This is a genomic window from Streptomyces asiaticus (assembly GCF_018138715.1).
In the GTDB taxonomy this organism is placed as follows: domain Bacteria; phylum Actinomycetota; class Actinomycetes; order Streptomycetales; family Streptomycetaceae; genus Streptomyces; species Streptomyces asiaticus.
In genome coordinates, this window is the sequence record NZ_JAGSHX010000003.1 from 49,958 (window position 1) to 75,453 (window position 25,496).

Annotated in this window: 22 protein-coding genes and 6 pseudogenes; 9 read left to right on the top strand and 19 right to left on the bottom strand. The window is 69.1% G+C overall.

Annotated features, from left to right (window positions below; genetic code table 11):
* Positions 1–167 precede the first annotated feature (167 nt).
* On the top strand, positions 168–488 hold the full coding sequence (locus KHP12_RS06985) for a hypothetical protein (RefSeq protein WP_211832003.1): 321 nt from the start codon (positions 168–170) through the stop codon (positions 486–488).
* 303 nt (positions 489–791) lie between these two features.
* Here KHP12_RS06985 and KHP12_RS06990 read toward each other — a convergent pair whose 3' ends face one another.
* The 4 genes from KHP12_RS06990 to KHP12_RS07005 all read right to left on the bottom strand — a co-directional run bounded on the left by KHP12_RS06990 (position 792) and on the right by KHP12_RS07005 (position 2,619).
* Positions 792–1,031, bottom strand: a complete 240-nt coding sequence (locus KHP12_RS06990; RefSeq protein WP_143678419.1) for a hypothetical protein — start codon at positions 1,029–1,031, stop codon at positions 792–794.
* A 116-nt stretch (positions 1,032–1,147) separates the two neighbouring features.
* A complete protein-coding gene (locus KHP12_RS06995) occupies positions 1,148–1,768 on the bottom strand; it encodes a dihydrofolate reductase family protein (RefSeq protein WP_086885553.1) in 621 nt (206 codons plus the stop codon).
* Positions 1,768–2,274 carry an SRPBCC family protein gene (locus KHP12_RS07000; RefSeq protein ID WP_086885552.1) on the bottom strand — a complete coding sequence of 169 codons (507 nt, stop codon included), beginning with the start codon at positions 2,272–2,274 and terminating at the stop codon, positions 1,768–1,770. Before KHP12_RS07000 ends, KHP12_RS06995 begins: the two co-directional genes overlap by 1 nt.
* 3 nt (positions 2,275–2,277) lie before the next feature.
* A complete protein-coding gene (locus tag KHP12_RS07005) occupies positions 2,278–2,619 on the bottom strand; it encodes an ArsR/SmtB family transcription factor (protein ID WP_086885551.1) in 342 nt (113 codons plus the stop codon).
* A 422-nt stretch (positions 2,620–3,041) separates the two neighbouring features.
* On the opposite strand from KHP12_RS07005, the gene KHP12_RS07010 reads away from it, so the two are divergent.
* Positions 3,042–3,386, top strand: coding sequence for a recombinase family protein (locus tag KHP12_RS07010; RefSeq protein ID WP_208653241.1), 345 nt, complete (start codon positions 3,042–3,044; stop codon positions 3,384–3,386).
* Positions 3,326–3,736, top strand: coding sequence for a DUF4158 domain-containing protein (locus tag KHP12_RS07015; protein WP_210608846.1), 411 nt, complete (start codon positions 3,326–3,328; stop codon positions 3,734–3,736). The genes KHP12_RS07010 and KHP12_RS07015 overlap by 61 nt, the downstream gene beginning before the upstream one ends.
* A 218-nt stretch (positions 3,737–3,954) precedes the next feature.
* Here the strand turns inward: KHP12_RS07015 and KHP12_RS07020 are convergent, their stop codons facing one another.
* Together KHP12_RS07020 and KHP12_RS07025 are read right to left on the bottom strand one after the other, a co-directional pair.
* A complete protein-coding gene (locus KHP12_RS07020) occupies positions 3,955–4,416 on the bottom strand; it encodes a VOC family protein (protein WP_086885550.1) in 462 nt (153 codons plus the stop codon).
* Positions 4,413–5,000, bottom strand: coding sequence for a DinB family protein (locus KHP12_RS07025; protein ID WP_086885549.1), 588 nt, complete (start codon positions 4,998–5,000; stop codon positions 4,413–4,415). Before KHP12_RS07025 ends, KHP12_RS07020 begins: the two co-directional genes overlap by 4 nt.
* Positions 5,001–5,062: 62 nt before the next feature.
* Here KHP12_RS07025 and KHP12_RS07030 point away from each other — a divergent pair, with 62 nt between their 5' ends.
* Together KHP12_RS07030 and KHP12_RS50735 are read left to right on the top strand one after the other, a co-directional pair.
* The gene (locus KHP12_RS07030) at positions 5,063–6,052 is read left to right on the top strand and encodes a helix-turn-helix transcriptional regulator (RefSeq protein WP_086885548.1); all 990 of its coding nucleotides are present in this window, start codon (positions 5,063–5,065) and stop codon (positions 6,050–6,052) included.
* A gap of 449 nt (positions 6,053–6,501) precedes the next feature.
* Positions 6,502–6,637 (top strand): annotated as a pseudogene (locus KHP12_RS50735) (12-oxophytodienoate reductase); the annotation flags it as partial.
* Here KHP12_RS50735 and KHP12_RS07035 read toward each other — a convergent pair.
* From KHP12_RS07035 to KHP12_RS53290, 12 genes and pseudogenes are all read right to left on the bottom strand, one after another.
* Positions 6,630–6,924: pseudogene (locus KHP12_RS07035) on the bottom strand (oxidoreductase); the annotation flags it as partial. The pseudogenes KHP12_RS50735 and KHP12_RS07035 sit on opposite strands and share 8 nt — an antisense overlap.
* 463 nt (positions 6,925–7,387) lie before the next feature.
* Positions 7,388–8,014 (bottom strand): annotated as a pseudogene (locus KHP12_RS07040) (transposase family protein); the annotation flags it as partial.
* Between the two features lie 68 nt (positions 8,015–8,082).
* Positions 8,083–9,348, bottom strand: coding sequence for a CaiB/BaiF CoA transferase family protein (locus KHP12_RS07045; protein ID WP_244203347.1), 1,266 nt, complete (start codon positions 9,346–9,348; stop codon positions 8,083–8,085).
* A 681-nt stretch (positions 9,349–10,029) separates the two neighbouring features.
* A complete protein-coding gene (locus KHP12_RS07050) occupies positions 10,030–11,175 on the bottom strand; it encodes an acyl-CoA dehydrogenase family protein (protein WP_211832005.1) in 1,146 nt (381 codons plus the stop codon).
* A gap of 24 nt (positions 11,176–11,199) precedes the next feature.
* Entirely contained in the window at positions 11,200–12,369 is a 1,170-nt protein-coding gene (locus tag KHP12_RS07055; RefSeq protein ID WP_211832006.1) for a thiolase family protein, read from the bottom strand.
* Positions 12,362–14,134 (bottom strand): class I adenylate-forming enzyme family protein, encoded by a 1,773-nt coding sequence (locus tag KHP12_RS07060; protein WP_086885546.1) that lies wholly within the window; start codon positions 14,132–14,134, stop codon positions 12,362–12,364. The genes KHP12_RS07055 and KHP12_RS07060 overlap by 8 nt, the downstream gene beginning before the upstream one ends.
* 64 nt (positions 14,135–14,198) lie before the next feature.
* Positions 14,199–15,392, bottom strand: coding sequence for a CaiB/BaiF CoA transferase family protein (locus KHP12_RS07065; RefSeq protein ID WP_210608848.1), 1,194 nt, complete (start codon positions 15,390–15,392; stop codon positions 14,199–14,201).
* A gap of 7 nt (positions 15,393–15,399) precedes the next feature.
* A complete protein-coding gene (locus tag KHP12_RS07070; RefSeq protein ID WP_086880984.1) occupies positions 15,400–16,164 on the bottom strand; it encodes a crotonase/enoyl-CoA hydratase family protein in 765 nt (254 codons plus the stop codon).
* Positions 16,165–16,234: 70 nt separating this feature from the next.
* On the bottom strand, positions 16,235–16,999 hold the full coding sequence (locus tag KHP12_RS07075; protein ID WP_086880985.1) for an SDR family NAD(P)-dependent oxidoreductase: 765 nt from the start codon (positions 16,997–16,999) through the stop codon (positions 16,235–16,237).
* A gap of 215 nt (positions 17,000–17,214) precedes the next feature.
* Positions 17,215–17,862: a TetR/AcrR family transcriptional regulator gene (locus tag KHP12_RS07080; protein WP_244202676.1), complete on the bottom strand. Its 648-nt coding sequence runs from the start codon at positions 17,860–17,862 to the stop codon at positions 17,215–17,217.
* A gap of 235 nt (positions 17,863–18,097) precedes the next feature.
* Positions 18,098–18,610, bottom strand: a complete 513-nt coding sequence (locus KHP12_RS07085; protein WP_086880987.1) for an ABC transporter permease subunit — start codon at positions 18,608–18,610, stop codon at positions 18,098–18,100.
* Positions 18,607–19,177, bottom strand: a pseudogene (locus KHP12_RS53290) (ATP-binding cassette domain-containing protein). The gene KHP12_RS07085 and the pseudogene KHP12_RS53290 overlap by 4 nt, the downstream one beginning before the upstream one ends.
* 192 nt (positions 19,178–19,369) lie before the next feature.
* Between KHP12_RS53290 and KHP12_RS07095 the strand changes: the two are divergent.
* The 4 genes and pseudogenes from KHP12_RS07095 to KHP12_RS07105 form a co-directional block, all read left to right on the top strand.
* The gene (locus tag KHP12_RS07095) at positions 19,370–20,410 is read left to right on the top strand and encodes an LLM class F420-dependent oxidoreductase (protein WP_086880989.1); all 1,041 of its coding nucleotides are present in this window, start codon (positions 19,370–19,372) and stop codon (positions 20,408–20,410) included.
* Between the two features lie 157 nt (positions 20,411–20,567).
* Positions 20,568–20,741: pseudogene (locus tag KHP12_RS50745) on the top strand (esterase); the annotation flags it as partial.
* 150 nt (positions 20,742–20,891) lie between these two features.
* Positions 20,892–22,193 (top strand): cytochrome P450, encoded by a 1,302-nt coding sequence (locus KHP12_RS07100; protein ID WP_211832007.1) that lies wholly within the window; start codon positions 20,892–20,894, stop codon positions 22,191–22,193.
* Between the two features lie 58 nt (positions 22,194–22,251).
* Positions 22,252–22,438, top strand: a pseudogene (locus tag KHP12_RS07105) (transposase); the annotation flags it as partial.
* Between the two features lie 28 nt (positions 22,439–22,466).
* Here KHP12_RS07105 and KHP12_RS07110 read toward each other — a convergent pair.
* Entirely contained in the window at positions 22,467–25,034 is a 2,568-nt protein-coding gene (locus KHP12_RS07110) for a discoidin domain-containing protein (RefSeq protein WP_211832008.1), read from the bottom strand.
* Positions 25,035–25,496 lie beyond the last annotated feature (462 nt).

Consider the following 25,496-nt stretch of genomic DNA (forward strand, 5'->3'; position numbering starts at 1 on the left):
GGCCGGGGTGGAGGGCATCGGACGGGGGACCCCAGCAGCTCGTTGAGGCGCCTGTTGATGAGACAACGGGCGCACTGGCCGGGGGCGGGTAGTCAGGATCGCTGCAGGTGGGACAGGTGTGCCAGACCTCCGGGGCAGTGCAGTCCGTGCAAAGGGGCTGGTCAAGGGTGCCGGACGCGACCGCCGCGACACATCCGCAGACCGAGCACGGTGCTGAGCGCCGCTGGCAGTCCGGGCACCACGGCCGACCCGTGGTGCGGGCGGTGCCGCAGGGCTTCTCCTCGCCGCAGATGCTGCAAGTCACGGTGGGCAGGGAGGGGCAGCTGGAGCAGAGCGGGCCGTCGGGCGTGCGGGTGTTCACGACCTTGCGTCGGCCGCAGTTGATGCAGGTCTCCAGGTTCGCCGGGTCGTTGAACCAGGCAATTGGGACACAGCGGCCGACCATGGTGGTCGCGGGTGGCCGGCTCTCGGCGGGCTCCGCAGTCTGAGCACTCCTCGATGCGGGAGTGGGCGATGCAGGTGCGGCAGACCCGCTGTCCGGCCAGGGGTTTGTCGATGCGTACGACTCTGTGGCAGCCGGGGCAGGACGGCCGGACGATCCCGGCAACGCCGGTCGATGAACACGGTCTCACTGAGACCCAGTTGGTGGGCGAGAGCCTGTCTGGACTCCGCCCCACACCAGCCCCTTCCGCCACCCCCATGATCAGCGTTCGGGCTGGACGGTAGAGGCGCCGGTGTACCGCGCGGGCAGATATCCGCGAAACAGTCCGGCCGGGCGGCGGACCTGGTAGTCACACCCGGACGAAGGCCGTCACTCTCCCCGCCAGGGCCTGGCGGTGACCTGCTCCGGTGACCAGCCGTCGTTCTCGGTGGCGTCGATCACCAGCCCGGTCTGCACCAGGTGTGGCCAGCTCGATCGCCGCCTCGTAGCAAGCCACGAACGCTGCTTCGTCGCCGTCCTCGTTGCTGGGAGGTTCGTCGTGGCCGGGGATCACTGCGGACAGCGGTTCGGACACCGTGTCGGCGTGCATGGCCAGCTCCCCGTCCCCATAGGTGAGTACGTATCGCCATCCGCCGTCGCCGCCAGGGCGGGCCGGGCCGTCCGCGGGCAGCTGACCTCGGCTGGAGAGCGCTGAGCTCGGGACAGTTACCGCTCCCGGACGGTGTAGGTCAGGTGCGTCACCCTTGGGGAGGGCTCCGCGTGGACCGGCTCCAGGGCCACGCGGCCCGCGTCCACGCCCTCGAACAGGCGGATTCCGGAGCCGAACAGCACGGGTGACAGCGCGATCGAGAACTCGTCGATCAGGCCCGCGTTCACGTACTCCAGGATCGTCGCGCCGCCGCCCGCGATGCGGACGTCGCGGTCGCCGGCGGCCTCGCGGGCCTGGTCGAGGGCGGACTCGATGCCGTCGTTGACGAAGTGGAAGGTGGTCCCGCCCGGCCGCTCCCAGGGGTCACGCTTCTCGTGCGTGACGACGAACACCGGCGTGTGAAACGGCGCCTCCTCCGGCCACATCTGCTCGCCGGCGTCGAACATGCGCTTACCCATCACGCTCGCGCCGGTGCGCTCGAACGTCTCCCGCACGATGTCGTTGTCGCGCCCTTCCTCGCCGCCCTCGCCGAGCTTCAGGTTCTCCCGGAAGAACCGCTGCGGGAAGATCCACTGCTGCAGTTCCATCCATAGCTGCCCCATCAATTCCTCGGGGGACTCGGGCGCGATGAAACCGTCCAGCGACATCGACACGCTGAAGAACACCTTCCCGGCCATCAGCTCTCCGCTCCCTTCCGAACGATCTCGGTGACGTACGCAGCCAGGTTGCTCAGGGTCTGCTGGCCGCCCTCGATCGCGTGGTACTTCTCGACCGCCTCGTCGCGCAGCTCCTTGGTGGGGAACAGCGTGCGCATCTCGATCCGGGTCGCCGCACCGTCGGGCTCGAACGTGAGGACCGACTCGAAGGCGTTCGGGTCGTCGCGGGTCTCACCGTGGAGCATCGCGATCCGTTCCGGCGGGGCGAGCTCGGTCCAGGTGATCCACTCTTGGTAGTCCGTCCCGTCCGGTCCGTGCATCACGAAGTCCCACTCTCCGCCGACGCGGAACTCGAAGGACCGCGTGGTGGTGGTGAACCCCTCCGGTCCCCACCACCGCGACAGGTGCCGCACCTCGGTGAACGCTTCGAACACCAGCTCCCGTGGGGCGCTGATGGTCCGGGAGATCACGATTTCGCGGTCGGCCGTCGCTGACTGCGCCGACTCGTCCCGTCCTGTCGCTGCCATCGGTCACTCCTCCTGTTTTGCCTGCTTGAGTTCCTGCACGTACTCGTCCAGCCGGTCGAAGCTCTCGTTCCAGAACCGCTCGAACCCGCCGGTCCACTCGTGGACCGGTCGCAGCCCGCTGGCGTCAAGGCCGTACAGGCGCTGCTTGCCTGCCTTGCGGTCCCGCACCAGCCCGACCTCCCGGAGCACCCGCAGGTGTTTGGACGCCCCCGGCTGGGTCATCCCCAACTCCTGGGCCAACTCGGTCACCGACCGCTCACCCGCCCGCAGCAGCACCAGAATCTCCCGGCGCTGCGGTTCGGCGATCGCGTTGAAGACGTCCGACGTCGTCGCCGCTCGTGCCATGGACTCATCGTATGCCGATATCGGTATACGTCAAGTTGGAGGAATCAGGCGGGTCTCAGGCGGCGATCGCAACCCTTGCCGGCGACTGCGGAAACCGAGCGATGACAGGCCCCTGTGATCGGCGCGACTGACCCGGCCCACACGGAAACCATCACGCTTCGCGTTCGCAGAAATGAGCTCTGAGAGATCGCGGACCCCGGCGAACCGTGTCCGTTTTATCCCCGATCTTCGTTCTCATAACCTCTCGCACAACAGCTTTCGCACAAAGCCCTTCGCGATAGGTTCTGCGACTTGCCAGAGTCCGCCGGTCCGGCCACCGCCGTCGAACAGTTCGATTGCCCCGCCCTGTGAGGTGCCCGCCGGAAGCACCTGCCGCACCCGCGGCGGCAAGGTCGCCCCGAAGTACCACACCCCGGCGGGATGTGACCCGGTGTTCTCGGGAGAAGATCAGCGCCCGGGTCAAGATCCGGCCCGAGTTCGTCAAGGCGATGGACTTCGCCCGCACCATCAAGAAGGCCGTCCCCCACCAGCGGGTGGTCTTCACCGTGCACGAGATGAAGCGTCTCGGCCGCGGCGCCGCCGCACTGCTGACCATCGCCGAGGACCTGCGCCACCACGACATCCAGCTCGAACTCCTCACCGGCCCCTCCAAGGGGTGTACGACCCGTCCGGGCACGGCGCCGCCCTCTTCGCGTTCTTCGCCGACATGGCCGAGTCCGAGCGCGAGTACATCCGCGAAGAGTCCGACGATCACGACCGGGATCTGATCGCGCTGCGTCGTACGGACGTGCACCGGCTGGGCATGGCCGTGCAGATCTGCACGGTCCGCTATATCGGCCGCTTCCTCGGTGAGGAGCCGCTCGCGGTGGCGTGGGAGGTCGTGGAGTACCTGGCCGAGCAACTCGACATTGAGGACGCCTCGTGCGTGAAGCAGTACCCGGAGCGCCGCGGGACACCGTACGAGCACGCACCGGAGATCCAGCAGCGGTTCAGGTACCGAGACTTCACCGACCGGAAGCGGGGGACGGGAGTTCCGTGGCTTCCTGTACGGGCGGGCGTGGACGCACGCCGAGGGGCCGGTGGCGCTGTTCAACCACGCGGTGACGTGGCTACGTAAGAACCGGGGCGCTCCGGGCCCTGATCAAGGGCAGGGGTACAACGCCATGGGCGTCATCCCCCTGCCTCGGCGCTGATGTCGCCGCAGGCTCAGGGCTGGCGGCCTGCCGGGGTCCGCCGGGGTCGTCGGCCAGCACGACTGCGGCCTCGATCGGCCTCGGGAAACATCGGTGCAGCGGTCAAGACCGGCCGCGGCTCGGCGACTACAGCTGAGCTGCGTCAGTCCAGGCAGAACTCGTTGCCCTCGGGGTCGGTCATCACGATGAAGCCGGCGCTCATCGGGGGAGCGGGCTCGTGGCGACGTACCCGCGTCGCTCCCAGCGCGACGAGCCGGTCGCACTCGGCCTCCAGTGCCGCCATCCGCTCCTCTCCCTGCAGTCCGGGAGCCGCACGGACGTCGAGGTGGACGCGGTTCTTGGCGACCTTGTCCTCCGGCACCTGCTGGAAGAACAGCCGTGGGCCGTGCCCGTCCGGGTCCTCGATGGCCGATCTCGTGTTGCGCTGCTCCTCCGGTACGCCGACCCGCGCGAGGAAGTCATCCCACGCGGCCAGCGGTTCGGCGCCCTCGGGCAGGTCGACTCCGGGCGGGCCGGGGTGGACGTAGCCCAGTACGTCGCGCCAGAAGGACGACAGCGCCCGCGGGTCGTGGGCGTCGAAGGTGACCTGGATGTGGCGGCTCATCGGGTTGCTCCGTTCGTAGCGGGTTTCGTGTGCAGGTAGAGGTCGCGCAGCAGGCAGACCTCGGACAGGTGGTGGATCAGCTCGCGGTGAATGTGCAGCACCAGATCGGCCATGGGCACCTCGGGGAAGGGCTCCTTCGCACCGACCGGTACCCGGAGCCCGGCGTCGCCGACGCCGCGCACCCCGGCCAGCCAGATGTCGAGCTGGGTCTCGAGCTGGTCGAGCGCGGTGGCCGCACTGCCGGCGTACTCCCAGGTCTCGTACGACGCCGCCGGCGCGCCGAAGTGCGCCGCGTTGCGCGCGGCGAGCACGCCGACGATGACGTGACCGAGTCGCCAGGCGATCGTGGTGAAGGCCGCCGGGACCGGCTGCGGGAAGGCGAAGTCGATCGTGAAGTCCCCTGCGCCGGCCTGTATGGGCGCCGTCGAGCTGCCGCGCGGCCGCACGGTCCAGGCGTCCGGCACCGGCGACCAGAAGTACTCGTCGTCGGTGAGGCCCTCGAGCCGGGCTCGGAGCTGATGTTTCCAATGGACCTCCCACTGCTCGCGCAGCGTCCGGTTCCAGTCGAGTTCGTCTGCGTCCATGGAGCCACCGTGACACCTCTGGCGGACAGGATCGGTCCGCTATCTCTGGCAGGGTGGGCGGCATGGACGTGGCGAGCGGGGATGAGCGGGGTACGACGGAGCGGGTGCTCACCCTGCTCGGGCTGCTGCAGCAGCGCCAGGTCTGGACCGGCCCCGAGCTCGCCGACCGGCTCGGGGTCACGCCGCGCACGGTACGGCGTGATGTCGAGCGGCTGCGCACGCTCGGCTATCCGGTGTACGCCAGCCAAGGTGTCGGCGGCGGCTACCGACTCGGCCCGGGGCAGGACCTGCCGCCGCTGCTTCTCGACGACCAGGAGGCGATCGCCACCGCGGTCTCGCTGCTCGCCGGCGCGGGTGGTGCGGTTGCCGGCGCCGGCGACGCCGCGCTCCGGGCACTGACCAAGCTCGACCAGGTACTGCCCACCCGGCTTCGGCACGAGGTGCGCGCGCTCTCCGGCTCGGTGGAGTCCTTCGGCGGAGGCCGCACACCGGTCGACCCCGAGGTGCTCATGACGCTGGCCAGAGCCTGCCGCGACGAGGTCGAGGTCGGCTTCGACTACCCGTCCGGGAGCGAGGTGCGACGGCGGCGGGTCGAGCCCTACCGCCTGGTCGCCTCCGACCGGCGCTGGTACCTCTTCGCCTACGACCTCGATCGCGACGACTGGCGCAGCTTCCGTGTCGACCGGATGACCGACGCGTCCGCACGTACCTGGCGCTTTTGCCCGCGCGAGGCGCCCGACGCAGCGACGTACGTGCAGGAGGGTGTGGCGAGCCGGGTCTACCCGCACCAGGCGCGCTTCCTCGTGCACGCGTCGGCCGACACGGTGCGCGCGCAGATTCCAGCGTCGGCGGCCGTCGTGCGACGGCGAGGGAGCGAGCTCTGCGAGGTGCTCAGTGGCGCCGCCAGCCTCGACTTCGTGCTCATGCACGTACTCCTGCTGGGGCACGACTTCGAGGTACTCGACCCTCCGGAGCTCGGAAGGCGCTGTCGCGCGCTGGCGGAGAGACTGCTGTCGGCCGGTGCAACGGCCTCACAGCGGCCACTGCGCTAAAGGTGCCTGCGGCTGAAGCCATGCTTGTGCCGACCACGCGGTTATCGGTGAGAACGATCATGGTCGGGTAGCACACCAGCCGGGGGCTCCGCTGAGGTTCGCGGAAAGATCGTTGGACGGGTGTCGGTGCTGGCCACAGTTGCGTCATGGATTTCAACTGGGGCGACTCGATCCGGGAACTGATGCTGGTGCAGCGCCCCTCCCCCACACGCCTCTCGCAGTCGAGTACTCCGGGGGGGAAAGAGCCCGCTGGCGCGGGACGACGACAACACGCTCGTCACGCAGGTCGTCCTGCTCGCCGGGAACAAGGCGGTCCTGGGGATCCTCGGCGCGGGCGTCGTGGTGGGGGCTGCTGCGGTGAAGGCCGCGCCGCGCGTCAAGAGTGGGCTGATCAGCGTTAAGTCGAAGCTGAGCCGCCGGGCGGAGGAGACCGCCGACGTTGAGGCCCCGCCGACGCCGTGCACGCGGCGGGCGGCACGATCGTGCCGCAGCTGTGGCACATCGGCATGGCCCGCGAGCAGGGACTGCCCCCGTTCCCCGACGCCCCCCGCCGTGGGCCCGTCCGGCCTGCGCATCGACGGCACCTTCGCCCAGCCCGCCGGCTGCTCCTTGCCGTGGAAGCGCGGGACGCGGTCGTTGTCCCCTGCGGAGGGGTGGCCGGGGGAGGTGCCCTCGGTGATGATCAGGCCGACGCCGGCTGCGGCCCGTCGCGCGTAGTACGACGCCACGTCCTCGCCCGGGATGCCGTCGGGTGAGAACTGGCGGGTCATCGGCGCCATCGCGATCCGGTTGGGGACGGTCAGGCCGTTGACGGTGACCGGGCGGTCGAGTATCTCGGCCGCGCGGGTGCCGGCTGTGGGGGTGAAGGTCACGTGGTACTCCTTGCGGTGGTTGTGGCGGTTCGGCTCGGTGTGCCGAATTCCGGGTAGTTGGGTGCTGTGCCGGGTTCTGCTAGGGGCACCCGGGAAGCTCGCCCCGTCGATGCCCCTGCCGCCGTGCGCAGCGGCGGCGCGTCTCAGGCCGACCGGCCCGGCACCGCGATACACCCTGAGTGACCAACGCACACCAGCCTGCGCAGGTGGGCCGGTGGGCTCGCTCGCCTTCGCGTTCTGCCGCCCGGCCCATGAAAGGAAACCCGCGTCCGCCGGCCACTGGCTGAGGGGGCCACTTCGGGCAGTGCCGACCCCGGCCGACCGCGGCCCGGGCCGGCCGTGGCTGCCCGGCACCCGGCCACCGGCGCCGATCGACTTGCACCTGCCGAGCGCGGACATCCGCATCGGATACGCCCGCTGCTCGCCCCTCGGGCAGGAACGCGAATCACGCGGGTCCCGCGGCCTCGACGCCTGGATGCTCGCGCGGCCGAGCTTCCAGGGTGTCGACGGTGCGATCGGGCAGCGCGTCGGCCCGCTCATGGGGCTCGGCGTCGATCACCACGGTGGCATAGCGGTGCCGTCGGCGCGGAGCGAAGTCGTCGACGCCGATCACGCGGGGCGTCCGCCCGGTGGGCAACGGGATGCGCGGCAGGGCGCGCGGGCTGTGTGGCGAGAGAGGCCCGCCGCGAGTACCGCCGGCAAACGTGATCCCGCCCGGTCCGCTAACTCCTTGACCACAGCCTTGACTTGCTTGGGTCAGGCGGGCCGTGCGCCGCTGGTAGCGCTCCAGCACCCCGGGCATCTGCCCGCGGAAGGTCTGCCGACGGCCGCGTGTGGGACACGCCAAGTGCCGCGCCCACACACGGACCACCACCCGCCGTCCGTCGACCGGCACGTCGGCCACCGTCCGCGAGTGATATCCGTGCACCCGCCCCGACGACGCCCCGCACACCGGGCAGACCACGGTGCCCTGCGGGGTCCGTGCCTGCACCACGATCCGCTCGCCCTCGTCGACCACATCCTCTATGACCAACGGGGACAGACCCCACAACACCGTCTGCACAAGCTCCTTGACATCCCAAACACGAATGTCAACGACCCTCACCTCTCTCCGTCACCACCGAATGTGAGACGGGGCCGCTGGCTGGACAGACCCCATCAGCGATGAGCGGGAGCCACGGCGCCTTGTGCGCGCAGCGCGGTGATCTCGTCCTTGCGGATACCGAGTTCGGTGAGTACGGATTCGGTGTGTTGCCCGAGCGCGGGGATTGCGCCCATCGGCGGGTCGTAGCCGGAGATGACCGGGGGCGGGAGCAGAGCAGGTACGGGACCGTGAGGTGTGTCGATCTGTCGCCACCGGTCGCGGGCGGTCAGATGCGGGTGGGCTATGACTTCGCTCGGCTTGTTGAACCGGGCGTTCCCGATTCCGGCGGCGTCGGCGCTGCGCTGCACCTGTTCCAGGTCATGGCGTGCGGCCCACTGGGTGATCTGCGTGTCCAGGAATTCACGGTGCTTGGTCCGGCCGGAGTTGGTCAGGAAGCGTTCGTCGTCGGCAAGGTCGGGCCGGCCGAGAAGGTCGCGTGCGAATCGCTGCCATTCGCGGTCGTTCGTTGTGCCGAGTACGACGGTCTGGCCGTCTGCTGTGCGGTACGCGCCGTACGGGGCCACCGCGGGCGAGCCCATGCCGGCCGGTTGCTGATCCACTCCCGTGTGCTGAGCGTGGTTCAGCGAATACCCCATCAGCTCGGTCATGGTGTCGAAGAGACTCACCGCGACCGCGGTGTGGCCACCACTGCGGCCACGCTCGTTGCCGCAGAGCAGCGCCAGGATCGACAACGCGGCATACAGGCCGGTGCATACGTCGGCCATCGGCGGGCCAGGCTTGGCGGGTGCCCCGGGAAGGCCCGTGATCGAGCATGCTCCGGCCTCCGCCTGGGCGAGGAGATCGTAGGCACGCTTGTGGGAAAGCGGACCGCCTGCCCCGTAGCCGTCGATCTCGACCGCGATGAGGTCGGGGTGGCTGACCGCCAGGTCGGCGGGCGCGATGCCGAGCTGTGATGTGGCCCCCGGCGCGAGATTGGAGACCATCACGTCGGCGCGGTCGAGCAGCCGGTGGAGCACCGCCATGCCGGCCGGTTCCTTGAGGTTGAGCGTCACCGACTCCTTGCCCCGGTTGACCCATACGAAGTGCGCTGCCAAGCCGCCCACCACGTCGTCGATGTACCGGGCGAAGTCACCGCCTTCCGGGTGCTCCACCTTGATCACTCGAGCCCCGAAGTCGCCGAGGGTGCGGGTGCAGATGGGAGCCGCGACCGCCTGTTCCAGGGACACGACCGTGATTCCCGCCAGCGGTCCGGTCGGCGGGCCGGCATCACGACCGATAGATGCCGGTTCGGAGGGCTTCGCCGGTTCGGTGGGCGCCATGTTCCCCCCATCACCTGCCGGGATCCGGTGCGGAAAGCCGCGCGTCACCATGGTTTCTTCTCCGCCCTTGTCGTATCTGCTTCTTCGCGAAATCCGCGCCGGGCGGCAGCCGCGGCTGTGTCCGTGCTTCCTCGGTGAGAACCGCTTCGAGGCCTGTGGGCCAGGGGGCGAGGATCCGCGTGGTCTCCTCCATCGCCGACGGAGCGCCTTCGGTGAGCAGCCCAGCCAGCCGTACCGCTTTCTGCCGGGCGGATCCGGGCTCGCAGAAGGCCTCGGCGAGACCGAGAGCGGCCGTCTGTCCCCATCCAGCACGTCGCCGAACAGCAACAGGCGCTTCGCTGTGGCCGGCCCGACCCTCGCCGGCAGTGTCCAGAGCAGTCCGGCGTCCGCGAAGTCCTATCCTGCCGAAGGCGCAGCCGAACCGGGCGTTCACGGGCGGCCACCACGTAGTCGCAGGCCGCCCCGAGCGACATGCCAAGCCCGAAGGTCACGCCCTCGACCGCCGCGAGCACGCGCCTGGGTCACCGGACCGCTCCGCACGATGTTCGCGACCACTGCCAGCCGCGTGGCCGACGGGCGGCGAGGAGTTCCCGCCGGCCCGTGGGGTCCAGAGCACGCACCGGCCCGTGGTCCTCCATGAGCACGCCCGCTCCTGCGGCCGGTCGCGCACGGCGGTGTCTTTCACGTGTGCTCCCGCAGCAAGTGCCGGCCGATGATGAGCTTTTGGATCTCGCTCGTCCCTTCGTAGATGCGGAACAGCCGCACGTCCCGGTAGAAACGCTCGACGGGTACATGGCGCATGTATCCCATGCCGCCGTGTATCTGGACGGCCCGGTCGGCCACCCGGCCCGCCATTTCGCTGCAGAACAGCTTCGTGGAGGACGGCGCCAGCCTGCGGTCCTCGCCCGAGTCATAGGCTCGGGCCGCCTCCAGCACCATGGCTCGGGCCGCGTACATCTCGGCGTGCGACTCGGCGAGCATGGCCTGGACGAGCTGGTACTCACCGATGGGACGCCCGCCCTGCCGGGTGATCGAGGCATGCGCGACGCTTTCGTCCAGCATGCGGCGGGCCAGCCCGACGCACATCGCCGCGACGCTCAGACGTCCCCTCGCCAACGACTGCATGGCGACGCGGAAGCCCTCTTCCTCGCGCTCGCCGACCAGGGCACTGGCGGGAACGCGCACACCGTCGAAGAAGACCTCGGCGCTCAGGGCCCCCGACTGGCCCATCTTGTGGTCCGGGGGACCCACGGTGACGCCCGGGGTGTCCGCGTCCACGGCGAATACGGAGATGCCTCCGGGGCCCGTGCTCTGCGGCCCGGTGCGGGCGAACACGATGAAGACACCGGCGAGCGGCGCGTTGGTGATGAACCGCTTGCTGCCGCCCAGGACGTAGACGTCCCCGTCGCGTACGGCGCGGGTCCTGATTCCGCTGGGGTCGGATCCGGCCTCTGCCTCCGTGAGCGTGAATGCCGCGATCAGTTCCCCGCTGGCCATGCGCGGCAGATAGCGCCGTTTCTGCTCCTCGGTGCCGGTACTCGCCAGAAGCTGGCCGGCCACCCCGTTGTTGATGCTGAACATCGACCGGAACGAGGGTGTGGTGTAGCCGATTTCCAGGGACAGGCGTACGTCCTGGGTCATGGAGAAGCCCAGTCCCCCGTACTCTTGGGGCAACGCGTAGCCGAACAGGCCCATGGCGGCGGCCTTGTCACGGAGGGCCGCCGGGATCTCGTCCTTCTCCTCGATCTCGTTTTCGCGCGGGACGACCTGCTCGCGCACGAAGGTGCGCACCGCCGCTACGACAGCGTCGAACTCGTCTGGTTCCATGGCCTCTTGGGACTCCTCGACGGCTCAGCGGGAAAGGAGTTCGAAGACGGTGGCGTTGGCCATGCCACCGCCCTCGCACATCGACTGCAGGCCGTAGCGGATGCCGCCTGCTCGCATGTGGTGGACCAGCGTGGTGGTCAGCCGGGCGCCGGAAGCCCCCAGGGGGTGACCGAGTGCGATCGCGCCGCCGTCGGGATTGAGCCGGTCCGGGTCGGCGCCGGTCTCGGCGAGCCACGCGCAGGTCACGCTGGCGAACGCCTCGTTGATCTCGAAGGCCCCGATGTCCTTCAGGCGCAGCCCGGCGCGCCCCAGCACCTTCTCGGTGGCCGGGATGGGGCCGGTCAGCATCGTCACGGGGTCGACTCCGACGACTGCGAAGGAGTGGAAGCGGGCGATCGGGCGGAGGCCGAGTTCTCGGGCCTTGTCACCGCTCATGATCAGCAGGGCCGATGCGCCGTCCGATATCTGCGAGGAATTGCCGGCCGTGATCACGCCGTCGTCGGTGAACGCGGGCCTGAGACCCGCCATCGTGGCGGGCGTGCCGCCGCGCCGTACGCCCTCGTCGGTGTCGACGCTACATACGGTGCCCTCGGCACCGGCCACGTCCACCGGCACGATCTGGGCTGTGAACCGCCCCTCGTCGATGGCGGCCGCCGCGTTGGCATGCGAGCGGAGGCTGTACTCGTCGAGCCGCTCCCGGCTCAGCCGCCAACGCCGCGCGAGTTCCTCCGCGCCCAGTCCCTGGCTGAACCGCGACACGCCGTACCGGGCCCGTACGGCCGGACCGAAGGGCTCGCCGGGGCCCCGTTCCCGGCCCGATCCCAGCGGAACGCGGCTCATCGACTCCACGCCGCCCGCGACCACGATGTCGTACTGGCCGCTCATCACTCCCGCGGCCGCGAACTGCGCCGCCTGCTGCGAGGATCCGCACTGCCGGTCGATGGTGACGCCCGGCACCTCCTGCGGCCATCCGGCGGCCAGGACGGCGAAGCGGCCGACGCAGCCGCCCTGTTCGCCGGTCTGCGAGACGCAGCCCCACAACACGTCCTCGACCGTCGCCGGGTCAAGGTCGTTGCGTGTCGCCAGGGCGCGCAGCACCACGGCGGACAGGTCCACCGGGTGCACGTCGCTGAGCGAGCCGTTCCGCTTGCCCATGGGGGTACGGACGGCGTCCACGATCACCGCGTCACGCATGCCGGACCTGCTTTCCCGCCGCATCCGGCGTGCCGGTTTCCTGTGTGCCCGAAGGGGGTGTGCCCGGGTCGCCAGTCGTCCGGGCCAGGCGGCGGAGCTCGGACTTCAGCACCTTTCCGGCCGGGGACAGGGGAAGTGCGGCGACGAACCGGATCTCTTTGATTCGCTTGTACGGCGTCACGCGCTCCGCGACGTACTCCATCAGCTCCTCGGCACTCGTGCCCCGCTCGGAGGCGGGGACCACGAAGGCGACGGGGATCTCGCCGACGGCAGGCACCTCCCTCCCGACGACCGACGCCTGGAGCACTGCCGGGTGCCCGCCGAGGATGTCCTCCAGCTCGCGCGGGTACACGTTGTAGCCCTTGTAGATGAGCATGTCCTTCGACCTGCCGGAGACGTACAGAAAGCCGTCCTCGTCGAGGTGGCCGATGTCGCCGGTGCACAGCCAGCCGTCGACGAACTGCGCGGCGGTCTCCTCCGGGCGGCCGAGGTAGCCCGAGGCCACCTGAGGGCCCCGCGCCCAGATCTCGCCGCGCTCGCCCCGCGGCACCTTCCGGCCGGGACGCAGCGGATCCCGGATCTCCAACTCGGTGTCGAACAGGGGGACTCCCTGGCTGCCCGGCTTGTGCAGTCCGGCCTTCGCGCTCGGGCCGCTGGACACGGTTGCCGTCGCCTCCGTCAGGCCGTAACCCTCGATGACGGCGGCGTTGGGGAAGACCTCTGTCAGCTTCTCCAACGAATACGTGTCTATGGGGGCGCCGCCCGACACCACGGCCTTGACCGAGCCGAGGTCCCGCGTGCGGATGCCCGGCGTCGCCAGCAGGGCGTGCCAGAGAGCCGGGGCGCCTGGGATGTACGTGATCCGGTGCCGTTCCACCTGCTCCAGGTACGACTGCGCATCGAAGCGGCCGTTCAGGATGGTGGTGGCGCCGCACAGGAGGAAGAAGTTGAGGCTGATCAGGCCAAGGGCGTGGAACAACGGCGAGACGCACAGCGCCGTGCAGCTGCCCAAGGGCAGAGCGTAGTCCGCGGAGGTCTCCAAGGGGTTCAGCACCACACCGCCTTCGCTGTCGAGTCCGGGGAGCGCCCCGGAGCGCCAGCAGGCGACCTGGATGGTGTTGCCGACGATGTTGCGGTGCAGTATGCGCACTCCCTTGGGTGCTCCGGTGGTTCCGCCGGTGTACCCGTACTGGGCGACGGAGTCGGTGGGGACCAGCACATCTGGCGGGTGGGTGCTCTGGCCTGCGACGAGGGCCTCCAGGGTGGTGCCTGCCCTCCCGAAGAGCTTTGCGCGGTCATCCGGCCTGTCGGCCGGGGCCGACTCGCTGGGCGGCACGATGACGACAAGCCGGACCGGCAGCCCCTCGATCGCCTCGGCCAGCACCGGCGCCGGCTGCGGATGGGTCACCACGGCCGCCGCGGAGCAGTCGGCCAGCTGGGCGCGCAGGGCCCTGGCCGGCTGGGCGGGGTTGGCCGGGCAGGCTGTCGCGCCGACGAGTGTGATGCCGTAGTAGGCGACGGCGAACCACAGGGTGTTCGGCAGGTGAAGGGCGACCACGTCACCCTGCCGTATGCCGCGCGCTCTGAGGCCGCCGGCGAACGCGGCAGCCTGTTCGTACAGGCCGGTGAAGGTGAGAACCTGGTCGCCGTCGCGCACGGCCGCCCGGTCGCGGTAGCGGCGGGCCGAGCCGGCGAGTACCGCGCCGATGGGGACATCGGGGTAGTCGAGGTGACGAGGCAGTCCCGCGGGCCAGTAGTCGGTCATGTGCCGCTCCCTTCCCGCCCCGGCCTGCGGCCGGTCATGCGGGGCTTTCGCACGGCGCGCCGGCTCATCGCACGACCTCCGCGTCGAAAAGCTGCTTGATCTGCTCGGGGTTACGGCCCGTCTCGGCGAGGACCTGCGCTGTGTGCTCGCCTGGCAGGGGGGCGGGCCGGGCGGGCCGGCGAGGGACGGAGGAGCCGAACCGGGGGGCCGGGGCGGGCTGGAGGACTCCCGTGTCGTCGGTGAGGAAGGTGCCGCGTGCAGCGTTGTGAGGATGGCGCGGTGCCTCCCGCAGGGACAGCACGGGGGTGACGCACGCGTCGGCGTCGGCGAACACGGCCGCCCAGTCGTCGCGGGTCCGGGCGGCGAAGACCTCCGCCAGGCGCCGCCGCATGACCGGCCAGCGGGAACGGTCCCACTGGTGGACGAAGTCGGCATCCGCGGCCAGGCCCAGCCGCTCCAGGAGTGCGGCGAAGAAGGGCGCCTCGATCGCGCCGACCGCGACGTACTGGCCGTCGCGGCAGCGGTAGACGCCGTAGAACGGCGCTGTGCCGTCCAGGTAGTTGACGCCCCGGCGGTCGGTCCACCGCCCCTGGTGCAGACGGCTGTAGATCATGGCCAGCAGCTGGGCCGATCCGTCCACCATGGCGGCGTCCACGACCTGGCCCTTCCCCGTGGCGCGTGCCTGCAGGACCACGCACAGCACACCGAAGGCGAGCAGTGCGCCACCGCCGCCGAAGTCACCGAGCAGGTTGAGCGGCAGGACCGGTGGACCGTCGGCCGGTCCGATGGTCCCCAGGGCCCCGGACAGGGCGATGTAGTTGATGTCGTGCCCGGCCCGCGGCGCGAGCGGCCCGTCCTGTCCGAATCCCGTCATCCGCCCGTAGACCAGGCGCGGGTTGCGGGCGAGGCACGGCCCGGGGCCCACGCCGAGCCGTTCGGCCACCCCCGGCCGGAAGCCCTCCAGGAGGACATCGGCATCCGCCACCAGGTCCAGGACGGCGCCGACGCCTTCCGGGTGCTTGAGATCGATGGCGGCCAAGCGCCGGCCCCGGTGCAGGACGGGATCGGGCCTGCCCCCCACGTCCGACGGGCGCTCGACACGGATCACGTCCGCACCGGCATCGGCCAGGAGCATCGCACCAAACGGCCCCGGCCCGATGCCCCCGAGCTCGACGACCCGCAGCCCGGCGAGTGGCCCCGCGGCCGCCTCGGTGGCGACGCCGTCGTTCGCACGGCCCCGGTCCTGTTCGTCGTTCACCGGCCGCTCACCGTCCCCGCCAGATGGGAGCGCGCTTCTCGGCGAAGGCCGACGCACCTTCCCGGGCGTCATGCGAGTTGAACACCAGTGTGGTGATCGGCCGCTGGCGGTCGAACATCTCGTCGCGCGGCCAGCCGGGGGACTCGACGAGGACACGTTTGGTGGTCCGTACGGCGAGCGGACCGTTGGCGGCGATGGCGGAGGCCAGCAGCCTCGCCTCCTTGACCGCGCCGCCGGGCGGGGTGAGCCGGTTGACCAGCCCGTAGTGGTGCGCCCGCTCCGCGGTGAGGAGATCACCGGTGAGGGCGAGTTCCATCGCGATCTGGTACGGGATACGGCCCGGCAGCCGCAGCAGCCCTCCGCCCACCGCCACCAGACCGCGTTTGACCTCGGGCAGCCCGAACTTCGCATCCTCGGCGGCGACGACCAGATCACTCGCGAGTGCGATCTCGCATCCGCCCGCCACGGCGTAGCCCTCGACGGCGGCGATCAGCGGCTTGCGCGGCGGGGCCTCGGTGAGCCCGGCGAAACCGCGCCCCGGCACGTGGGGGCGCTCGTCCCGCAGGAACGCCTTGAGGTCCATGCCCGCGCAGAAGGTGCCGCCCGCGCCGGTGATGATGCCGACCGCGAGGTCGTCACGCTCGTCCAGCTCATCCAGCGCGGATGCGATCCCCCCGGCAACCGCGCGGTTGACCGCGTTGCGGGACTCGGGCCGGTTGATGGTGATGACGGCGATGCCGTCGCCGTACTCGACCAGTACTTCGTCTGCCACGGCAGCTCCTTATACGGCTCGGTGGCCAAGCGGGGGTGGCGGTTGGGCAGCAGCGGTTGAGCGCCGGCCTTCAGCGTGGGGCCAGGCGGATCGCGCCGTCGAGGCGGATGGTTTCCCCGTTGAGCATCGGGTTCTCGATGATGTGCAGGGCGAGTTGTGCGTACTCGTCCGCCGCGCCGAGGCGCGGCGGGTGCGGCACCGCGGCAGCGAGCGCGTCGAGCTTCTCCTTCGGCCTTCTGCCGAGCATCGGTGTGTCGAACAAGCCGGGCGCGATGGTGACGACCCGGATGCTCTTGCTCGCCAGATCTCGGGCCGCACACACAGTGAGGCCGACCACTCCGGCCTTCGACGCCGCGTACGGAGTCTGTCCGATCTGTCCCTCGAACGCCGCGACCGACGCTGTCATGACAACCACCCCGCGGTCGCCGTCGAGTGGTTCGTTGCCGGCCATGCGGGCGGCGGCGAGCCGGAGCACGTTGAAGGTGCCGATCAGGTTGACGTCGACCACGGCGCGGAAATGGTCGAGATCGCCAGGGGTGCCGTCCTTGCCGACCACGCGGAGCGGACCGCCGCGGCCCGCGCAGTGGACGACCGTGCGCAGCGCTCCTGTCCGCTCGGCGAGGTCGAGGACGGCGGTCATGTCCTCGGTGCTCGTCACATCAGCGGGGACGAAGACGGCCTCGGGGCCGAGGCCGCGGACGGCTCGGTCGGCGTCCGAGGAGGGCAGGTCCGCGATGGTGACGCGGGCGCCGGCCTTGAGCAGCCGCCGTGCCGTCGCCAGGCCGAGCCCCGACGCGCCGCCGGTCACCACCGCGGATATTCCGCTGGTCTGCATGGACGCTCCAGTCGGTCGAGTCGGTGTCGGATCTGCCGCCGCCCGCGCCGCGAAGGCTCGGCGACCGCCGTCGTACGCCGAGCCACGGGCTCCGGCCGTTGCGGTCGGAATCGGAACCCGGGGTCGATGGAGAGAAACCAGAACTTGTCGAACGATCGTTAAGTTAGGCTGCCTGTCACACCACTGTCAATGACCGCGACGAAAAGCGGGACGACCTACCGAGCCGGCGCCTCGTCGTGCCCGACCAGTGCGAACGCCAGCCGCACGTAGCGGTCACACAGCTCCGTCATCCCGAGGTCGCCGGACGGGTCGTACCACTGGGCGACGGCATTGCACATGGCCATGACCGCCCGGCGGGCGTCATCCGGGTGCGGGGTCCGGAAGACTCCGCCGGCCATGCCGTCGTCGATGGCCTTCTGGAAGAGTCCCGATACGGCGTGCCGCTTCTCGATGATGGGATTGCGGTACTCGGGTTCGAGGTAACGGAGTTCCTGGAGAGTCAGCAGGCTCTCGACCCGCCGCCGGACCCGGTAGTCGACCGTCACCCTGACCAGGGCGGCCAGCCGCGCGGCGGGGTCGTCTCCGGCCTGGGCCAGTTCCTTCTCGCAGTGACGGAAGTAGTCGTGGAGCGAGTCCTCGATCAGGGCGTGGAAGAGCTCTGCCTTGCCGGAGTAGTAGTAATACAGGGCGGACAGACTCATGTCGGCCCGCTTGGCGATGTCACGGATGGAGGCGCCGAAGTAGCCGCGCTCCGCGAAGACGTCTCGTGCGGCGTCCATGATGGCGTCCCGGCCGTTTCCCCGGGGGCCGGAGGGCCCGTTGTCCGCCGCCTTGCCGCTCTTGCCCGCTGTTTTGCCGCTCATCGCATCCATGGTCCCAGCTTCCCAGAACGAACGATCGACAAAGCTCCCGTGCCGTCCGGAGCCGAGGGCCGGCGCACCGCCACCGCCGCCCGCCGGGCACGGTCCCCGGTGTCATCCGGCCGAATGAACCTTGTACCCCTTCGCCAGGTCCGATGCGAAGAAGTCACCGAGCGCTGTGACTCCGGCGAAGACGCCCTTGTCCACGGCCGGCACCTGCGCCTCGCGCGAGCTGGGCTCAGCGGGATCGGAGAAGTCCTGGGGCGGGAGCAGGCCGGGTGGCGGTGACAGCACCGCGGGGCCATGAGCAGGCCCGGACGGGTGGGGTCCTCCCCCGGTCCTCGATCGACGCACGCATGGCCGGGCCCCGGCCGGTGTGGCGGAGGACCGCGGCGAGCCCGGTGATCAGCACGGGCACGGTGATGATCGTGACAATCACGGACAGCGGCAGCACGACCCCGCCTAAGTGGATCACATGCCCGTCCCGGGGAGCGCCGAACGGCAGCACCTTCTCCCCGATGCGCCAGCTGAGTTCCGCGGTGAGTACCACATTGACCCCGATGGTCAGGATCGCCAGCGGATCATGCCTGCGGCCGTCGATCCGCGACAGCAGCGGGCGCTCCACCAGCAGTCCCAGCGCCCCGGCCGCGACCAGACCGAGCGCCATGGCAGCAGCGAAGCCGACGTGAGAGCTGGTCAGAGCCACCCCCCACACGCCGAAGAGCAGAAACGAGGCATGCGCGAAGTTCACCGTGCGGGTCGCCTTGAAGATGATGACGGCTCGTCGAGGAGCAGGAGCTTCGGCTGCGCCAACAGCGCCCGGGCGATGGCGAGCATCTGCTGCTCACCGCCGGACAGCGTCCCGCCGCGGGCTCGTCGCCGCTCAGCCAGCAGCGGGAAGAGTTCGTGCATCGGGCGGCGTGTGCGCTCGCGGACCGTCGGCGATCGCACCGTGAGTGCACCGGCGTCCAGATTCTCCTCCACCGTCAGGCCCGCGAAAATGTGCTGTCCTTTCGGTACCTGCACGAGCCCGCGTGCCACGGTACGGGCGGTGTCCGCACCGTTCGATCCTCTCGCCCTGGAACCGCACGGAACCCTCGGTGACGCTGCCTCCGTACAGACCGAGCGTGCCGGAGACAGCACGCGTGAGCGTTGTCTTGCCAACGCAGTTGCTGCCGAGGAGCGCCACGACGCCGCTGTCGCCGACCTCCAGGGACACCCCCGCAGAACGGGTGCGCGCGCACCGTACCGGACAACGAGTCCCTCGATTTCGAGCACCTTGGCCTCCCTTACCGCCCTGGGGCAAAGCCAACGCCACTCATCGATCGTTCGTTAAGGACGGCACGAGCTTAGAGTGACCCACGTCACTCGGTCGGGATGCGTACACGTGATCGTTCGCAACGGAAAACTATGGCGAAGTAGCCGGTTCCACTCGGGGATGAACGGCGCTACGGTAGCTAAACGATCGTTCGATAAAATCGGAGACGACCTGAGAATGAGGGCCATGCGCATGCGTATCGGCATGACACTGGGTTACGGCAACGACTTCATCGAGTCCGTTCGTGCGATACCGGACTTCCAGGCGGCAGGTGTCGAGGTCGCCTTCGTGCCGGAGGCCTACTCGTTTGACGCCGTAAGCAAGTTGGGATACCTGGCAGCCCGGACCGAACGCCTGGAGATCGCCTCCGGGATCCTCCCGATCTTCACCCGTACGCCATCACTGCTGGCGATGACCGCCGCCGGACTGGACCACCTCTCCGACGGCCGGTTCACGCTGGGTCTCGGAGCGTCGGGACCACAGGTGATCGAAGGGTTCCACGGGGTGCCGTATGACGCGCCGCTCGGCCGCACCCGCGAGGTGGTGGAGATCTGCCGCCGGGTGTGGCGGCGTGAAGAGGTGGTGTATCCAGGCCCGAAGTACCCGCTCCCACTTCCTGCCGAGCGGGGCACCGGGCTCGGTAAACCCCTGAAACTCATCGATCGGCCGGTTCGCTCCCGCATTCCCATCGTCCTGGCGGCGATCGGACCGAAGAACGTCGAGCTGACCGCCGAACTCGCCGAGGGCTGGCTGCCCGTGTTCTTCCACCCCGGGAAAGCGGCCGACGTGTGGGGAGCTGCACTGGCCGCAGGGCAGGCCCGACGTGATCCGGCACTGGGTTCGCTAGACATCACGGTGACCACGCCTTTGGCCATCGGCGACGACGTGGCACACCTGCTGGACCGCGCCCGGCCTCAGCTGGCCCTCTACATCGGGGGAATGGGAGCCAGGACCAAGAACTTCTACGCCCAGCTTGCCGGCCGGTACGGATACGAGCGGGAAGCGGCACTCGTCCAGGACCTGTATCTGGCAGGAAAGAAGCAGGAAGCCGAGGCCGCCGTCCCCGAAAGCCTGTTGAGGGCCATCTCCCTCGTGGGGACGAAGGAAGAGGTCGCCGGACAACTCGATGCGTTCGCTGCCGCCGGAGTGACGACACTGTGCGTGAGGCCGCTGGCCGCCACTCACGCGGAACGTCTCCACGCCGTCGAGCGACTGCGCGCCATGCTGGACTGACGTGCGCCGACTGCCGAGGCGTCGACTCCTGCCTACGCTGTGAAGGCACCGGTCGCGGGAACCGCAAGGGTCCGGGCGATCGTATGCCTTCTCCGCGTGCAGGCGCGCGCTCCGCCGCCGTGGGTAGTTCGCGGAGCTTGCCGGTGATGTTGTACATGTCGACCAGGCGTGGCTCATGGGAGAGTTGGCGGGGCGGGGAGCGGCGGGGCATACCGGGTTCACGGGCACCGGCCTGGTGGTCGACCGCGCCTCGGGCCGCTGTTTGGCACTTGTGGCGAGCACCGTCCACCCCCGCCGCCCAGGAAACAGTGCCCGTCGCGTGGCGGCGGCGCGGCGGCGCTTGCCCGCGCGCTGAGGCGGCAATCTCGCATAGTTGTGGGACGGAGACGTTCTGGCGGTTGGTCCGATCGGGTCCCACGGTTAGCCTGTGCCTCTCGCTGTACCAGCGGCCGCGCTGATCCACCGCTCCAAGGAAGACTTCGTGACCAATCTCCAGGACCCACAGGATATTCCGGACCCTCAGAACGCGCCCGACGACACGGGCTCGGTAGTGCCGCCTCCCACCTGCCCCGCCCACCGCGGCGCCTCACCACTGTACGGACGGCAGTTCCTGCGGAATCCGACCGAGAGCTACCAGCGGATGAGGCACGACCACGGCCAGGTCGCCCCGGTCCTGCTCGAAGCCGACATCCCCGCCTGGCTCGTCCTCGGCTACCGCGAAATGCGCCAGGTCCTCGGCGACACCCAGACCTACGGCCGCGACCCCCGCCGCTGGAACCGCTGGAACGAGGTACCGCCCGACTGGTCCCTCATGCCCTGGGTCGCCTACAGCCCCATGATCCACTTCACAGAAGGAGACGAACACCGGCACCGCTCAGCCGCCGTCAGCGACGCCCTCTCCACCGTCGACCCCTTCGAACTGCGTGCACACTGCGAGCGCTTCGCCGACGGACTGATCGACCAGTTCGCCGGCAGCGGCAAGGCCGACCTGGTCTTCGACTACGTCTACTCAGTACCCGCCCTCGCCATAGGCATGATGTTCGGCCTCCCCCAGGACCAGCTCCAGGACATGGCACACGCCCTCACTGCAAGCCTTGACGCCAGCGGAGACGCCATCCCGGCCCAGCAGCGGGCCGCCGAGATAGTGACACGGCTGGTAACAGCCAAACGTGACACGCCGGGCCCGGACATCACCACCCGGTTCATCCAGACCTCCCCGAACCTCACCGACGAACAGCTGGTCGGAGACATCATGGTCATGATGGTCGCAGGCTTTCCCGCCACCTCCTACTGGATCGGCTCCACCATCCGGCTGATGCTCACCGACACCCGGTTCGCCGTAACCCTCGCAGGCGGCCGAAGGAGTATCGGCGAAGCCATGACCGAGGTGCTCTGGGCGGACTCCCCCGTCCCCAACGCCATCGGACGCTTCGCCATTCGGGACACCATGCTCGCAGGCCAGCGCATCCGCACCGGTGACCTCCTCGTCCTCGGCCTCGCCGCCGCAAACATGGACCCACTGCTGTGGCCCGACACCACCGCGGGCTTCGCCGGGAACAACGCGTATCTCTCCTTCACCGGCGGCGACTACGGATGCCCCGCCGGCGCACCCGAACTCGCCAGAATCATCGCCGAGACAGCGATCGAAGTACTGCTCGACCGAGTTCCAGATCTCACCCTGGCCGTCGAGCCCGAAGAACTCGAGTGGATTGACTCCCTGTGGTGCCGAGCCCCATCCAGCCTCCCCGTCACCTTCACCCCCACACACACCAACCCGGACTAGTGTGAGGACTTGTCCGGCCGATCATGTGACTGCCTCGTGTCCGGGTCTTTGACGTGGCATGGGGCGGGGTGATCTGACGGATGCGGAGTGGAACGGCCGCGGCCGCTCCTGTCGGTCAGCAATGGGTGTTGTGGCAGGTGGCGGGATCATAGGCAGGTGATCGACGGGATCCTGCACCGCGTGCGAACCGGGGTGCAGTGGTGTGATCTGCCCGAACGGCTCGGCCGTGGAAGACCGTCTATGATCTGACGATGCTATTCCGCACGGTGCAGTTCAGCGAAGTGTGAGGGAATGCAACTGGGGTCCGTCGTCGCCTTCGCCGCCGATCTTCAGCCGCACAAGGGCAGCGGTGCGTTCTTCGAGGTCGACTGTGTCCTTCGTCTGCCCGCCTTCGACTGTGGCGGCCGGAGTCCAGTGGTGGCCGTCGCGGGACAGTTCAACGGTGTACTGCTTGGGACGTTCGTCGCCCCAGTCGGCGGTCAGAGTCCGGAGCCGGCGGGGACGTTCGAGGTTCACGGTGAGGGCAGGGTCAGGGGTCTTGGCCTGCCAGAACGTCTGTGCATCGCCGTCGACTGCCGCAACTGCCGGGGAACTCGGATCGGATGAGTCGGCGCTGATGGCCGCGCATCGGGCAAGGTCGATCGTGGGCGCGAGATCCGGGCGGCGGGTCGGCACCTTGAGCTGCTGGCCGGGTCGGAGGTTCTTCGAGTGTCCGCGTACCTCAACCGGCATGGCAGCACCGTTGAGTAGTCGCACCGTGGTCTGGTGCGGGCCGATCTCCATGGTGAACTTCCTTCCCTGCCAGGAGAGTTCGCGCATCGATATGCCGGTCAGCTGCGGCGGTAGGGTTGGGTCGAGGTACACGCGATCGTCCCGCCAGCGCATTCCCGAATAGCCGTAGAGGAACTCCTGGAGGAAGCCGCCCGTTCCGGTCATGAAGGTGAACGCTCCGCCGGAGCGCGCTTCGGCGAACTGCTCGAACGGGGCCCGGATGAAAGGATCGACGCTCCGCTTGGTGTAGGTCATCGCCGCGCAGCCCGGGTCGCCCAGCTCGCTGGAGATGATCGAATGCACGCTGTCGGTCATGCTGGGCCCGTCCGGATCGGTGCGTGGCACGTAGCGAGCCATGTCGGCACGGGTGACTTCCGCCGACTGCGGGTTTTCCCACGGGTAGCGCATCAGTACCACGTCGGCCTGTTTGATCCTCTTACCTGCGTAGCCGTCGTACTCCGGGTGGGTTCCGGTCTTCGCGTCGAACGGGATTCGAAGGCTGTCCGCCACACGCGACCATTGGGGGTTTGCGGGTTGGCCGAAGATCTTGGCGGCCTGTACTGCGAAGTGCAGCGAGTCTCGGGCAGCCATATTGGTATAGGCACTGTCGTCGATGTTCTCGACGTACTCGTCCGGAGGTGTCACCCCGTTGATGCTCGAGGAACCATCGGCATTGCGCGTGACCCGGCTGACCCAGAAGTCTGCGACTCCCCGGAGTATCTCCGCACCCTTGTCTCGCAGCCAGGTCCGGTCACCGGTGGCAAGCCAGTACTGCCATACCGCGAGGGAGATGTCGGAACTGATGTGTTGTTCATAGCGTCCGGTCGAGGCCCAGGAAGGAGTGTCTTCCAAGCCCGATAGTGCGCTCTCCCAGGGGAATCGCGTTCCTGAGTAGCCTCCGTCCTTGGCGTACTTGCGGGCAGCGTCGATTCTGTTTATGCGGTACTGAAGCATGGATTTCGCGATGTCCGGATGCTGTGCGAGCACGCTCGGGTACATCCACGTTTCGGTGTCCCAGAAGACATGCCCGTTGTAGCCGTCGCTGGACAGCCCGGCGGGCGAGGGGCTCCACGGTGATCCGGCGCGGACGCTGGCCAGCAGGTAGAACTGGCTGGCGAGCACCTGGCGCCGGAGCCGACTGTCGCCTTGCACCTCAACTCGCGCCCTCCAGAGCTTCCGCCATGCGGCGGCGTTCTCTGCGGTGAGCCGGGCCCAGCCCACCCTGGTGGCGTCGGCGGACTGCTGCCGGGCGGTAGCCAGCGCATCCGTCGAGTCCTGGGTGCTGGCGATGCCGACAAACTTCGTGACGTTCACGGGGACCCCTGCGGTGACCCGCACAGTTGCCCGCTGTCCGGTTACGTCACCGCCCATAGGCGTGATGCGCCCAGGTGCGTCGAGTTGGGAAGCGATGGCGACCTGAGTGCTGTTGCCCTCGGCACGACGTGTTTCCCATACCTGGTGTTTGTCCTCACTGCTGCCGCGTACGGGACTCTTCAGGTGCTCAGCCGCACGGTCGTCGATCAAGTCGGTCACCGTTGCGGTGCCTGTCCATCGAGGCACCATCTCAAGGTGGACAACGGCCACATGCTTGCGTGCGCGGTCGGCGACCAGACGGTAGCGAAGATCAGCGGTGCGGCCAGAGGGAGAGGTCCATCGCGCCGTGGTGGTCAGGGTGCCGGTACGAAGGTCGAGACTCTGCCGGTACTTCGAGACCTTGCCCGCGCCGAGGGCGGCAGAGGCGCCGCTCTCCCCTTCACTGATGTCCAAACTGGACCAGGCGGGCAGGCTGGGCTTGACGGCGGTTGTGTCCGGCGGCGTCGAGTAAAGGCCCGCGAGCTCGAACTGAGTGGGTATGGGCTTGTCCGCCCAGCCCTGGCCGGCCGCTGGAATCCGCGCGCCGAGGTAGCCGTTGCCGACGAACGTCGGGTGGCAATCCCGCTGTGCGTCGTCGGTGGAGAGCACCCAACCGCCGCTGCCGTCCGTGGCGACCTTTCCCCACTCTGCCGCGCCAGTGGAGCGCGGGATTGCTGCTGCGGACGACTGAGTTGTGAACACAAAGGCGACTGCCAAGGCGGCCGAAAGTGCGGATTTCGCCGCTGCCTCAGCTCGTCGGGGGCCGATGGGCCAGTTTCTGCGGAGTGGTGAGCTGCACATGTCTCTCCCTGGGGAGCGATCGGTATCCCTCGGCTGTCATGTGGGACCAAGGGCCGTGGGCTCGCGGATTGCGGCAAAGAACGATGGCCGAGCAGTCCGTAGTTGACGAATGGCCACTCGGCGCCGTTCATGACCGAGACCATGTCGGTGGCGATGCCGGGACCTGGGCGGGGGAAACGCCCGCCGACGTCTTCAGCGCCGTGGGAGCGGCAATGCCCTGCGCCGGAACTCGGGCCATGTGCAATAACGGCCTCGGTGCGGCAGCCCCCCCCGGCATGAACGCGGACTCCCTTCCGTTCCACCGGTCTCTACCACCGCGGGTACGTTAAGCCGGGAAAAATTCTGGGGTCAAGAGTTGCAACAACAGCTCTTCATATG

What these genes read in the sequence shown, in the direction of transcription:
- KHP12_RS07045 (WP_244203347.1), bottom strand. Translation starts at nt 9,348, where the DNA reads ATGGCGCCCACCGAACCGGCGAAGCCCTCCGAACCGGCATCTATCGGT.
- KHP12_RS07060 (WP_086885546.1), bottom strand. Translation starts at nt 14,134, where the DNA reads ATGACCGACTACTGGCCCGCGGGACTGCCTCGTCACCTCGACTACCCC.
- KHP12_RS07075 (WP_086880985.1), bottom strand. Translation starts at nt 16,999, where the DNA reads ATGCAGACCAGCGGAATATCCGCGGTGGTGACCGGCGGCGCGTCGGGG.
- KHP12_RS07095 (WP_086880989.1), top strand. Translation starts at nt 19,370, where the DNA reads ATGCGTATCGGCATGACACTGGGTTACGGCAACGACTTCATCGAGTCC.
- KHP12_RS07050 (WP_211832005.1), bottom strand. Translation starts at nt 11,175, where the DNA reads ATGGAACCAGACGAGTTCGACGCTGTCGTAGCGGCGGTGCGCACCTTC.
- KHP12_RS07005 (WP_086885551.1), bottom strand. Translation starts at nt 2,619, where the DNA reads ATGGCACGAGCGGCGACGACGTCGGACGTCTTCAACGCGATCGCCGAA.
- KHP12_RS07020 (WP_086885550.1), bottom strand. Translation starts at nt 4,416, where the DNA reads ATGAGCCGCCACATCCAGGTCACCTTCGACGCCCACGACCCGCGGGCG.
- KHP12_RS07055 (WP_211832006.1), bottom strand. Translation starts at nt 12,369, where the DNA reads ATGCGTGACGCGGTGATCGTGGACGCCGTCCGTACCCCCATGGGCAAG.
- KHP12_RS07030 (WP_086885548.1), top strand. Translation starts at nt 5,063, where the DNA reads ATGGACGTGGCGAGCGGGGATGAGCGGGGTACGACGGAGCGGGTGCTC.
- KHP12_RS07080 (WP_244202676.1), bottom strand. Translation starts at nt 17,862, where the DNA reads ATGAGCGGCAAAACAGCGGGCAAGAGCGGCAAGGCGGCGGACAACGGG.
- KHP12_RS07015 (WP_210608846.1), top strand. Translation starts at nt 3,326, where the DNA reads ATGGCCGAGTCCGAGCGCGAGTACATCCGCGAAGAGTCCGACGATCAC.
- KHP12_RS07000 (WP_086885552.1), bottom strand. Translation starts at nt 2,274, where the DNA reads ATGGCAGCGACAGGACGGGACGAGTCGGCGCAGTCAGCGACGGCCGAC.
- KHP12_RS07025 (WP_086885549.1), bottom strand. Translation starts at nt 5,000, where the DNA reads ATGGACGCAGACGAACTCGACTGGAACCGGACGCTGCGCGAGCAGTGG.
- KHP12_RS06995 (WP_086885553.1), bottom strand. Translation starts at nt 1,768, where the DNA reads ATGGCCGGGAAGGTGTTCTTCAGCGTGTCGATGTCGCTGGACGGTTTC.
- KHP12_RS06990 (WP_143678419.1), bottom strand. Translation starts at nt 1,031, where the DNA reads ATGCACGCCGACACGGTGTCCGAACCGCTGTCCGCAGTGATCCCCGGC.